The sequence below is a fragment of the Selenomonas oralis genome (genome assembly GCF_051603425.1).
GTDB classification, from domain to species: domain Bacteria; phylum Bacillota; class Negativicutes; order Selenomonadales; family Selenomonadaceae; genus Selenomonas; species Selenomonas sputigena_A.
Genome location: NZ_CP194411.1, coordinates 177,167 through 187,500, shown reverse-complemented (window position 1 = coordinate 187,500; position 10,334 = coordinate 177,167). Strand labels below are relative to the sequence as shown.

The 10,334-nt window shown below is 54.9% G+C and carries 9 protein-coding genes and 9 tRNA genes; 12 read left to right on the top strand and 6 right to left on the bottom strand.

The window, feature by feature from the left end; all coding sequences use genetic code 11:
• The first annotated feature begins 17 nt into the window (after positions 1-17).
• The 10 genes from ACRTGH_RS00970 to ACRTGH_RS00925 all read left to right on the top strand — a co-directional run bounded on the left by ACRTGH_RS00970 (position 18) and on the right by ACRTGH_RS00925 (position 1,153).
• Positions 18-93 (top strand) — tRNA-Lys (locus ACRTGH_RS00970).
• Between the two features lie 77 nt (positions 94-170).
• Positions 171-246 (top strand) — tRNA-Val (locus ACRTGH_RS00965).
• 4 nt (positions 247-250) lie between these two features.
• Positions 251-327, top strand: a tRNA-Asp gene (locus ACRTGH_RS00960).
• 5 nt (positions 328-332) lie between these two features.
• Positions 333-408, top strand: a tRNA-Phe gene (locus tag ACRTGH_RS00955).
• 8 nt (positions 409-416) lie between these two features.
• Positions 417-492: transfer RNA gene (locus ACRTGH_RS00950), tRNA-Thr, on the top strand.
• Positions 493-504: 12 nt separating this feature from the next.
• Positions 505-578, top strand: a tRNA-Gly gene (locus tag ACRTGH_RS00945).
• Positions 579-590: 12 nt separating this feature from the next.
• A tRNA-Leu gene (locus tag ACRTGH_RS00940) sits at positions 591-679 on the top strand.
• A gap of 29 nt (positions 680-708) precedes the next feature.
• A tRNA-Leu gene (locus ACRTGH_RS00935) sits at positions 709-794 on the top strand.
• Between the two features lie 31 nt (positions 795-825).
• A tRNA-Leu gene (locus tag ACRTGH_RS00930) sits at positions 826-911 on the top strand.
• A gap of 83 nt (positions 912-994) precedes the next feature.
• Positions 995-1,153, top strand: coding sequence for a hypothetical protein (locus ACRTGH_RS00925; protein WP_368847810.1), 159 nt, complete (start codon positions 995-997; stop codon positions 1,151-1,153).
• Positions 1,154-1,162: 9 nt separating this feature from the next.
• Here ACRTGH_RS00925 and ACRTGH_RS00920 read toward each other — a convergent pair whose 3' ends face one another.
• From ACRTGH_RS00920 to ACRTGH_RS00895, 6 genes are all read right to left on the bottom strand, one after another.
• Positions 1,163-2,494: a threonine/serine exporter family protein gene (locus ACRTGH_RS00920; protein ID WP_368847809.1), complete on the bottom strand. Its 1,332-nt coding sequence runs from the start codon at positions 2,492-2,494 to the stop codon at positions 1,163-1,165.
• A 370-nt stretch (positions 2,495-2,864) separates the two neighbouring features.
• On the bottom strand, positions 2,865-3,308 hold the full coding sequence (locus ACRTGH_RS00915) for a DUF2691 family protein (RefSeq protein ID WP_368847808.1): 444 nt from the start codon (positions 3,306-3,308) through the stop codon (positions 2,865-2,867).
• 177 nt (positions 3,309-3,485) lie between these two features.
• Positions 3,486-4,817: a threonine/serine exporter family protein gene (locus tag ACRTGH_RS00910; RefSeq protein ID WP_368847807.1), complete on the bottom strand. Its 1,332-nt coding sequence runs from the start codon at positions 4,815-4,817 to the stop codon at positions 3,486-3,488.
• 41 nt (positions 4,818-4,858) lie between these two features.
• Positions 4,859-6,625, bottom strand: a complete 1,767-nt coding sequence (locus ACRTGH_RS00905) for an NADH-dependent [FeFe] hydrogenase, group A6 (protein ID WP_368847806.1) — start codon at positions 6,623-6,625, stop codon at positions 4,859-4,861.
• Complete coding sequence (locus ACRTGH_RS00900; RefSeq protein WP_368847805.1) at positions 6,625-7,875, bottom strand: complex I 51 kDa subunit family protein; 1,251 nt, start codon at positions 7,873-7,875, stop codon at positions 6,625-6,627. The genes ACRTGH_RS00905 and ACRTGH_RS00900 overlap by 1 nt, the downstream gene beginning before the upstream one ends.
• A gap of 85 nt (positions 7,876-7,960) precedes the next feature.
• The gene (locus ACRTGH_RS00895; protein WP_368847804.1) at positions 7,961-8,452 is read right to left on the bottom strand and encodes an NADH-quinone oxidoreductase subunit NuoE family protein; all 492 of its coding nucleotides are present in this window, start codon (positions 8,450-8,452) and stop codon (positions 7,961-7,963) included.
• A gap of 286 nt (positions 8,453-8,738) precedes the next feature.
• On the opposite strand from ACRTGH_RS00895, the gene ACRTGH_RS00890 reads away from it, so the two are divergent.
• Together ACRTGH_RS00890 and ACRTGH_RS00885 are read left to right on the top strand one after the other, a co-directional pair.
• A complete protein-coding gene (locus tag ACRTGH_RS00890) occupies positions 8,739-8,978 on the top strand; it encodes a hypothetical protein (RefSeq protein ID WP_368847803.1) in 240 nt (79 codons plus the stop codon).
• A gap of 156 nt (positions 8,979-9,134) precedes the next feature.
• On the top strand, positions 9,135-10,283 hold the full coding sequence (locus ACRTGH_RS00885) for a metallophosphoesterase (protein ID WP_368847802.1): 1,149 nt from the start codon (positions 9,135-9,137) through the stop codon (positions 10,281-10,283).
• The last annotated feature ends 51 nt before the right edge of the window (positions 10,284-10,334 follow it).

The window sequence follows — 10,334 nt, the reverse complement described above, 5'->3', positions numbered from 1 at the left end:
AGACCATCACTGCCCATGACTCACTAGCTCAATTGGTAGAGCATCTGACTCTTAATCAGCAGGTTCGGGGTTCGAGTCCCCGGTGGGTCACCATTTGTCAGATATACCTTATTATGGGTTGTCTATAAAGTCTCTTTCCCCAGTTTGGAGGAGACGCAAAGCCTTGTCGCGGGCGATTAGCTCAGCTGGGAGAGCGCCTGCCTTACAAGCAGGATGTCAGCAGTTCGATCCTGTTATCGCCCACCAACGTGGCCCGGTAGTTTAGTTGGTTAGAATGCCGCCCTGTCACGGCGGAGGTCAGGGGTTCAAGTCCCCTTCGGGTCGCCATTTATGCCTCGGTAGCTCAGTTGGTAGAGCAGGGGACTGAAAATCCCCGTGTCGGCGGTTCGATTCCGTCCTGAGGCACCACTTCTTTTGCTGGTGTAGCTCAATAGGCAGAGCAGCTGACTTGTAATCAGCAGGTTGGGAGTTCGATTCTTCTCGCCAGCTCCACTTAGCCTAGATGCGGGTGTAGCTCAATGGTAGAGCTCCAGCCTTCCAAGCTGATCACGTGGGTTCGATTCCCATCACCCGCTCCATTTATTTTGTATGCCGGGGTGGCGGAACTGGCAGACGCAGGGGACTTAAAATCCCCCGGTTGGTGACAACCATACCGGTTCGATTCCGGTCCTCGGCACCACCTAGAAATGTCGCCAAAAATTTCATCATGCGGTCGTGGCGGAATGGCAGACGCGCTAGCTTCAGGCGCTAGTGATGGCGACATCGTGGAGGTTCAAGTCCTCTCGACCGCACCATATCCTCTTTTCCAATTTCATATCTTATCATGCGGTTGTGGCGGAACTGGCAGACGCGCTATCTTGAGGGGGTAGTGTTCACAAGACGTATGGGTTCAAGTCCCATCAACCGCACCACTTGAATGTTAAAGCCCGGCAAAAGCCGGGCTTTTTTTCATCCTATGTTTTACTTCCTGTCGGGTGCAAGAAAGGAGACAAATATGCTGCAATCGGAAAAGGTGAAAAAGGCTATAGAGAGCGTCAAAGAGTGCTGCGGCCACTGTGAGATCTGTTCCCCGGACTGTCCTATTGCCGTCGCTCAGAGGGCTTTGCAGGGACTTCTCGCCGATCTCGAGGAGTATGAGGCAGAGCAGAGCTGATCGTTCCCGCTAGTCTTCTTGATCTACAAATCTTGAAGCCAGGAGTTTCTTCTGCTGATTGTTTTTGTTCCTTTGTATCTGACGTGACCAGAAGATGCTGGGGATGGCAACACCGACTGCGATGCCGATGATGATGGTTGCTCCTTCTATGCCGTTTCTCATGGCGTTTAGGAGAGCTTCGGCGCTGACATTGTTGATGTCAAGCAGGGTGACGAAAAAGCGGTAGAGTAAAATACCCGGGACAAGAGGGATGGCGGAAGGAATCGTCAGGACGATGTTCGGCGTATGGAACCAATGAATTGCCTGCAGTGCTATGACGCCTACCACAGCAGAGCCGAGGAAGGTGCCTGCCGCCTGGCTCATGCCAAATTCAAACATGCAGATGTTGCGCAGCAGAATGGTGATGATACCGCCGATACAGACGACCCAGAGCAAGCGTTTCGGGACATTGAAGATCATGGAAAAACCTCCGGCTGCGACAGCGGCGGCCAGCGGATGATAAAGGTAGATTTCTCCGGGACTGAGATTTACGGCGGCAAATTCCGTGATATAACCGAGGCGCAGGGCAACGGCCATGCCGAAGGCCACGCTTCCGACGATCAGCAGGGTGTCGAAGGCGCGCGTCATGCCCGATGTGATGAAATGGTTCAAGAGATCGTTGGCCGCATTGATGAGCGGCACGCCGGGTACGATAAAGAGGGTGCAGGCGACGATGGGGAGCATGGGCGTATGGGAGAGATGCAGGTTTTCCAGCAAGACGGCTGCGAAGGTTGCCGTAAAGGCGGCGATCGCGATTCCCGCATAGCCGTTGAAGCCGTTTTCGTTGCAGAAACGGCGCGCATAGAAGCCAAGGAAGGCACAGAAAGCCGTGATGAAAAAAGCTGGGAGGTCGCAGCCGAAAAGAGCGCAAGAGCCGGCGCAGGCAAAGCTTGCACCCAAGGCGGTCATGAAGCTGCCGTAAGGATTGGCGCGCAGCAGCAGCTTATCCAGGCCTTGCTCAAAGACTTCCAGTGACCAGGCGTCGCGCATGGCACGCCAAATCATACGGCTCACGCCGGAGAGGAGGAACATGTTCACGCGGTGTGTGCGACATTTGCTGAATCTCGTGTAGGTGCGTTCCTCGTCCTTGATGTTCAGCATGATGGTCGTGTAGGAGATGTGGCAGCTGACATTTTCGGGCGGTATGCCCATATAGGCTGCTGTGCGCATGATGTACTGCGCCGTGCGGTCAGAATCGGCGCCGTTTTCCATCAGGATTCTTGCGACACGCAGGATGAGATGCATTTTGTAGATGACTTGCGAAAAGGCATGCGTGAGGACGTGTTCTTTCGACTGTTCCATAGAAGGGCTCCTTTCTTGAATCATTACCTATAGATATGATACCATATTTGGAAAAACTTTTGATGCTTTATGATGCTCTGCAAGGAAAATCTTGTGGGGCAGCATTAAGGAAGCACTGATAATTTCAGCACCGCCATCTTGGCAGATCTTTTTCGCTCGCTTCGCGCCGACAAATCCATTAGCACGGAGCACACTTCTGAATCGCTCTGCTAAGATTGTCGTAGTGGCATGAAAAAAGAGGGGCAGCGCCCCCTTTTTTTTAGGCTTATTTAGAATTTTACCGAAGGAGAATCCATACATCACATTCGGCGTGCGGAATCCTTCGGGCTTTATGATGGGATCAGCGACAAATGCGTCACGTTCCCGCGATCTAGCTTATTTCCTCCGTTTCAATATTTTCAAATCCCTGTTTTACGGCATTCGTATACAAGGCAGATATTATCTTGTCATCAACAGAAGAAATATCTACATATACACTATCTGTTACAATAACTTCTAAATAAGCTCCATTTAGCTTGTCTGTTTTGTTTTCGAGGGAAGATTTTAAGCTGAATATACCTGATACGATATAATACCTACGCGACATGAGTAATGAAAAGAAATCTTGGTTTGAAAAATACCTGAAATCAAATAAATCAACCATTTCACCGTTTATATTGTGCCATGCCTGAAGACCACCAATTATCGCTGTACCATAAACCTCCCATGTACCATCGACCATATCCTTTATGGGGGAAAGTATACGATATAAATATTGTCCCCACTCATTTGGAATGATGAAACTTATTTTTTGTATATTCTTCAAGTTTCTCACCTACGATTCAAGGACAAGCAGGGGCGCCTGTGGCAGAAAACCGAAAGGCGCATCCTGCTTTTGTTGGAAAGGGCGCTTCCTCTGTTTTTCCGGCCCAAAAGCGGCTGTCCTGCCCGGAGCGCTGCAAAGTGTTTTCGGATGGGATGGTGCTTTCTGCAAAATGGCCGAGAACGTTCGTCAGTCGTCCTGGTCGACGAACCGGGAGGCGAGCAGCTTTTTTTCTTGGGCAATCTTGTTTCTTCGGATCTGCCTTGACCAGAAGATGTTCGGGATGGCAACGCCGATGGCGATGCTGATGATGATGGTCATGGCCTCGATGCCGTGGCGGAGTGCCTGCAGCAGGATTTCCGTGCTGACGTCGTTGATGTTGAGGAAGGTGAAGAGCAGGCGGTAGAGCAGGATGCCGGGGACGAGGGGAATGGCGGACGGCGTTGTGAGGACGACGTTCGGCACATGGAACCAATGGATGGCCGAGAGGGCGACGATGCCGACAACGCCGCCGCCGATGAGGGTTCCGGTGGCCTGGCTGAGTCCGAAGTCGAACATGCAGATGTTTCGCAGGAGGACCGCAATGGCGCCGCCGACGGAGACGGCCCAGAGAACGCGCCGCGGCACGTTGAAGAGAAGGGAGAAGCCGCCTGCCGAGATGGCTGCGGCAAGGGGATGATAGAAGTAAATGTCGCCGGGGCTTAAGCTGATGGTGGCAAAGTCCGTGATGCGGCCGAGGTGCAGGGCTATGGCGGTGCCGAAGGCCATGGAACCAACGATGAGCAAGGTATGGATGGCGCGCGTCGTACCGGCCATGATGAAGTTGTTCAGCATGTCGTCCGCCGCGTTGATCAGCGGCACGCCGGGGACGATGAAGAGGGCACAGGCAGCGATGGGGTGCATGGGCGTCGTGGAATGGACGATGTTCTGCGAGAGCGCCGCCAGGGAGGTGGCAACGAAGGCGGCTATGGCAATGCCTGCGTAGTTGTTGAAGCCTCTCTTGTTGCAGCCGATGCGGGTGTAGAAGCCAAAGAAGGCGCAGACGGCTGTGATGAAGAAGGCGATGAGATCGCCGCCGAAGAGAAGGCAGGAACCGCCGCAGGCAAAGCTTGAGCCGATGGCTGTGGCGAAATTGGAGTAGGGGTTCCGTCGGCTTTGTATGCAATCCAGTTCCTTTTCGAAGCGCTCCAGCGACCATGCGTCGCGCATGGCACGCCAGATGATGCGGCTGACAGCGGCCAGGACGCTCATGCTCACGCTGTGCTTGCGGCATTTGCACAGCTCCGTGTAGGTGCGCTCTTCGTTTTTTATGTTCAGGAGGATCGATGTGTACATGATATGGCAGCTGACATTTTCCGCTGGTATGCCCATGTAGGCGGCTGTCCGCATGATGTAGCGCGTCGTCCTGTCAGAATCCGCGCCGTTCTCCATGAGGAGCCGGCCGACGGTAAGAATCAGGTGCATTTTGTAGGTGATTTGGGAAAATGGGTTTTTGAATACATGCTCAGCAGATGGTTCCATGGTTTGTTTCAGCCCTTTTTATTTGTGTGAAAAAGAGGCGCTCAGGCCTCGTTGCCGGATGTGTGGAAATCGCAGCGTTTCGCCGTTTTGTGGTAGTGGGTGTGCAAAAGCTCATGCGCTTTGCCGACGAGCGGGGCGCCAAGAAATTCTTTGTAGATTTTGATGACCTCGGGGTTTTCGTGTGATTTGCGCACGGGGAGATTCCTGTCAATCTCGTAGAGCGCCTTCATGCGTTCCTGACGGCGCGCGTTCGTCGTATTGAGCGGCTGTCCGCCGCCGCCTTGGCAGCCGCCGGGGCAGGCCATGATTTCGATGAAGTCGTAGGGGCTTTTGCCCGCTTTGACGTCTTCCATGATGATCTTGGCGTTTTTCAGCGTGTGGGCGACGGCAACGCGCACTTTGCGGCTGCCAAGGTCGACGGTGGCCTCTTTGATGCCTTCCATGCCGCGCACGGAGAGGAAATCCAGGGAAGGAAGTTCTTTGCCCGTGGCCTTTTCGCAGACGGTGCGGAGCGCCGCCTCCATGACGCCGCCGGTCGTGCCGAAGATCGCGCCTGCACCGGAGCAGGTGCCGAGAGGGCTGTCGAAATCTTCTTCAGGCAGGTCGTGGAAGGTGATGCCGACATAGTGAATCAGCTTCGCGAGCTCGCGCGTCGTGATGACGATATCGACGTCCTGCAAGCCGTCGCGTCCCATCTCGGGCCGTGCTGCTTCGAATTTTTTCGCCGTGCAGGGCATGATGGAGACGGTCACGATGTCCTTGGCAGGAATGCCGGCCTTTTCGGCGTAGTACGTCTTGGCTACGGCGCCGAAGATCTGCATGGGAGATTTTGCCGTCGAGAGGTGATCGATGAAATCGCCGTAGTGCTTCTCCATAAAATTGACCCAGCCGGGGCTGCAGGAAGTCATCATGGGCAGCGTGCCGCCGGTCTCGAGGCGTTCGAGGAATTCGTGGCCTTCTTCCATGATGGTGAGGTCGGCGCCGAAGTTGGTATCGAATACGCGGTCAAAGCCGAGACGCTTCAAGGCGGCGACCATCTGTCCCGTCACGATGTCGCCCGGCGGCAGATGGAATTCATCGCCCAAGGAGACGCGTACGGCCGGCGCGACCTGCACGATGACGTGCTTTGCGGGATCCTGAAGAGCGTCGAGGACGCGCCGGGTGTCATCCTTTTCCGTGATGGCTCCCGTCGGACAGACGAGGCTGCACTGGCCGCATAGGATGCAGTCCGTGTTCTCGAGCGCGGTATTGTAGGCTGTCGTCACGGTGATGGAATCGCTCCTGCCCGCGAAATTCAGCGCCTCGATTCCCTGTACATCCTTGCAGGCGCGGATGCAGCGGCCGCATTTGATGCATTTTGTCGGATCGCGTGTGATGCTGGGGTTATCCGCCGCATCCTTCATGTCTCGGACGACGATGGGAAGTCCTGTATGCCCGATGTTGAAGCGGCTGCAAAGTTCCTGCAGGTCGCAGCGATGGTTGCGCGGGCAGTTGAGGCAATCCTGGTTGTGGTTGGCAAGAATGAGCTGCAGGATGCCGACTTGGGTATCGCGCACAATCTGGGTGTCCGTATGGACTTCCATGCCTTCCCATACTTCGGTGGCACAGGCCGCCATAAGACGGCGGTTGCCGACGACTTCGACGGAACAGATGCGGCAGCGCGCTTTGACCCGCTGGTCGGGATGGTAACAGAGGTGCGGGATGTCGATGTGCACCTTGCGCGCGGCATCGATGATCTTCGTACCCTTGGGAACCTCCACGGGAATCTTGTTGATGGTCAGATGGACGAGTTCTTTTTCTTCAGCCATTAGTGGGCGCCTCCAATCCGAAATGTGTCAGGGAAGATCTTGAACGCAGAGGAAAGAGCGTTTTCTGCACTTTCACCGAGACCGCAGAGTGCGGACATCGGCATGATTCGCGCAATCATCTTCATGTTTTCGAGGTCTTTTTCGGTTGCCGTGCCTTGGGCAAATTTTTCCAGGATCAGCTTGATGTGGAGGACGCCTTCACGGCATGGCGTACACTGGCCGCAGCTTTCGTGTGAGAAGAAGGCCTGCGTCATGCGCAGGAAATCGAGGACGCTCGTGCGCTCGTCGACGACGAGGATGGCGCCGGAGCCGACGGTGACGCCGGCAGCTTTGAGATCGTCATAGGTATAGGGGACGTCGAGGATCGAGGAATCGGCAATCTTGCCCGAGGCGCCGCCGAACTGTATGAGACGGATGGGGCGGTCGTCTTGTATGCCGCCTGCCAGATCGTAGATGATTTCACGGACGGTCGTGCCGAACGGAATTTCGAAAACGGCGGGATTCTTTACATTGCCGCCGACGGAGACAAGCTTCGTGCCGAGGGATTCTCCGGAGCCATAGCCGATGTATTCTTTCTTCTCATCGAGCAGGAGATGCGGTACGATGGAGAGGCTTTCGACATTGTTGACGCAGGTCGGCAGGGCGAAGAGTCCGCTTTGCTTGATGAAGGGCGGCTTCATGCGCGGCCGGCCGGCCTTTCCCTCGATGGAGCGTATGAGTGCCGTGCCCTCGCCGCAGACATAAGCGCCTGCGCCTGAGTAGAGGTGGATGTGGAAATCGAAGCCTTTCTTGCCGAGGATATTTTTGCCGAGGAAGCCGCAGCGTTCTGCTTCGGCAATGGCGTTCTTTAGGAGTGCGCGCAGATGTGCATACTCCTCACGCAGATAGATATAGCCGTCCTGTGCCTGGATGCTCCAGGCTCCAATGGCCATGGCTTCGATGAGGTTGAAGGGATCGTTCCGGATGAGTTCGCGATCCTTGAAGGTGCAGGGTTCCCCCTCGTCGGCGTTGCAAATGATGACTTTATGCTCCCCTTTGACGGCACGCGCCTGCGACCATTTGCGTCCCATGCCGTAGGCTGCGCCGCCGCGTCCCTTGATCTTGGCTTCCGCGAGAAGTGCGGCGATGTCTTCGCCGTCCATCGTCACGGCTTTTTTCAAGGCGTCGAAACCGCCGATTTCCAAATAGGAGTTGATGGAAGCGGGATCGTAGCGATGAAAGTTTTTGGTAATGAAAGAAACCTTGCTCATGGGTTCTCCTTTCCAGAATCTGTTTGCTGCCTGGCCGGCATGGTTTTTATCTCTCTGTCCGGACAGGGTCGGTTGTGCGGTTTTTTTACTGCAGCTTCTGCAGCAAAGCGGCAATCTTTTCGCGGCTGTCCAGATGGCCGTAGACCTCGCCGTTCACGCGGACGGCGGGCGCGATGTCGCAGGCGCCGAAGCATGGTGTTTTTTCGAGGGTGAAACGGCCGTCGTAGGTGACTTCTCCGACGTCGATGCCAAGGAGATCCTGAAGCGAGTCGAGCAGCGTTTCATTATGGTTGATGCGGCAGACAACGGAATCGCAGACTTGTATCGGATATTTGGCGCGCGGCGTAGGGGAAAGGCTTGCGTAGAAGGTAAGACAGTCGTAGATCAGCGAAATCTTGATCGGCAGCTTTTCGGCTACATAGTAGGCGGCTGTTTCCGGCACATAGTGGAGCTCGAAGAGATCCTGTACGTCGAGCAAAATGCCTACGATCTGTGTCGCATCGTAGGCATGAGCTTCGAGTACGCGGTCGATTTTTTCCCTTGTTGCAGGATCCAGGTCTTCAATATGGGCATACATGGCAGCATCTCCTTCAGGTGGATTTTTCAGGAACCCCCGATAAGTGCAGCGCCAGTCGGATGGACTTCATCATTATCCGTGATTCCTTAATAATTTTTTTCTTTTCTAATTATAGAAGGAAAACGCAATTCGGACAAGGGGGAGTGATAATGTTTACAGATTTACAAACTTATGATATAATAGCGGAGCAAGTTGATTTACTGTAAATTTATTTCATGCGTATGTGTGCTTTTGTGTGCTTCTGTTTGCCGGAAGTACGCAAAACACCTCGGATGGAGGGGTTTTTATGGCAATCAAGCATGTCGAAATGGATCGAAGGGACAGCGCCTTTTATCGCGGGCGATTGAAGGAAGGGGGCTTCCTCTCTGCGAGTTATTTGTCCCTGAGCGGTTTCGATGCCGCCAGACTCAAGAAACTTGCCCAGCAGGGACGTCTTGATGCCGTCCGCTGTGCGATCGGCAAGTCCATTCGCTGGTATTATTCCGAAAAGCAGGCGGAGCTTGCGCATTTGCGCGGCGAGGCTTAGCAGAGGAAAAACGCTTTATTTCATCCAGGTTTTGCTTTTCTCTTCCGACAACTGTGCTATAATATTTCCATCGACGATTTGGTGGACTGTCCATAAGGGGCTGCTGCATTTTCGTGCAGCAGCCCTTTTGTCGGTTTTGCTCTTGGAGGTGTGTCCTTGTATCATTTCATCGCGCTCCTGCTCGCCTTTTTGCTCGTCCTTTTCGGGGCGGTCTTTTGGGCGCTGCGTTATCTTTTGGAAGGACGGCGGCTTCTGATCTGCCGTACGGCGGCCGCCTTTTTTGGCCTTGGTACGGCAGCGGCGGTTCTTTTGTGGCAGAATCCCTTGGCATCCGTCATGGGGATGGGAAATTCCATTTCTTTTATTTCCGTGCTTTGTATGACGGAGCTTTTCCTTGCGTTCCTCGTGCTGGCTGCCGTTTTCTTCCGCGCCCTTTACCGCAGGATTCTTGCTGTTCCCGAGGATGCGGGACGGCGCAGGCTGCTTGCCGCTGCGGGGCTTTATCCGGCAGCGGCTTTGGGGGCAGCGCTCTATGGCAATCTTTATGAACGCACGGCTGTGGTGGAACGGTACTATGATATTCCCGTCGCGGCGGACAGCCTTTCCGGCTATACGGTTGCGCAGCTCAGCGATGTGCATCTCGGCATGTTCTTTTCCTTGGAAGAGCTGCGCTCCCTGCTGGAACAGACGGCGGCGGCCGCCCCGCAGGCGCTTCTTTTGACGGGGGATGTATTCGACCATCCCGCATGGACGCGTGAGGCCGCAGCGCTGATCGGGAGCTTCACGGCATCTTTTCCGGATGGAATCTGGTACTGCCATGGCAACCATGAGCATCTTCGCGGCATCGAGCTTGTCGAAGATGCTCTGGCGGCGACGGATATCCGCCTGCTGACAAATTGTGCCCAATGCGTGCGGGAGGGAACTGTGCCGCTCTATTTTGCAGGCGTGGACTATCCGATGGAAGGACACCGAAAGGGCGGGGAGGCATTCCTACAGGAAAAAGCGGAGCTTACGGCAAGCGCGTTGGCTCAGGTGCCGGAAAATGCCGTCACCGTGCTGTTGGCGCATCATCCGGAGTTTATCGACGATGCGGCGGAATATGGTGTGCGGCTCGTGCTCACAGGCCATACGCATGGCTCGCAGTTCGGCCTTTTCGGCCTGCCGCTGCTGCCTGTGTTCAAATACACGCGCGGCATTGTGGAAAAGGGGCGGACGACCGGCTATGTCCATTCGGGCAACGGCAGCTGGTTTCCTTGCCGTATCGGCTGCCCGCCTGAGATCGCATATTTCACGCTGCGCGCGTAAGGGAGTGGGCGCAGCGTGAAATGGTGTATTGGCAGAGGAAAGAGAACATTC

Coding starts and splice junctions, on each gene's coding strand:
- ACRTGH_RS00925 (WP_368847810.1), top strand. CDS start 995: ATGCTGCAATCGGAAAAGGTGAAAAAGGCTATAGAGAGCGTCAAAGAG.
- ACRTGH_RS00920 (WP_368847809.1), bottom strand. CDS start 2,494: ATGGAACAGTCGAAAGAACACGTCCTCACGCATGCCTTTTCGCAAGTC.
- ACRTGH_RS00910 (WP_368847807.1), bottom strand. CDS start 4,817: ATGGAACCATCTGCTGAGCATGTATTCAAAAACCCATTTTCCCAAATC.
- ACRTGH_RS00905 (WP_368847806.1), bottom strand. CDS start 6,625: ATGGCTGAAGAAAAAGAACTCGTCCATCTGACCATCAACAAGATTCCC.
- ACRTGH_RS00900 (WP_368847805.1), bottom strand. CDS start 7,875: ATGAGCAAGGTTTCTTTCATTACCAAAAACTTTCATCGCTACGATCCC.
- ACRTGH_RS00895 (WP_368847804.1), bottom strand. CDS start 8,452: ATGTATGCCCATATTGAAGACCTGGATCCTGCAACAAGGGAAAAAATC.
- ACRTGH_RS00890 (WP_368847803.1), top strand. CDS start 8,739: ATGGCAATCAAGCATGTCGAAATGGATCGAAGGGACAGCGCCTTTTAT.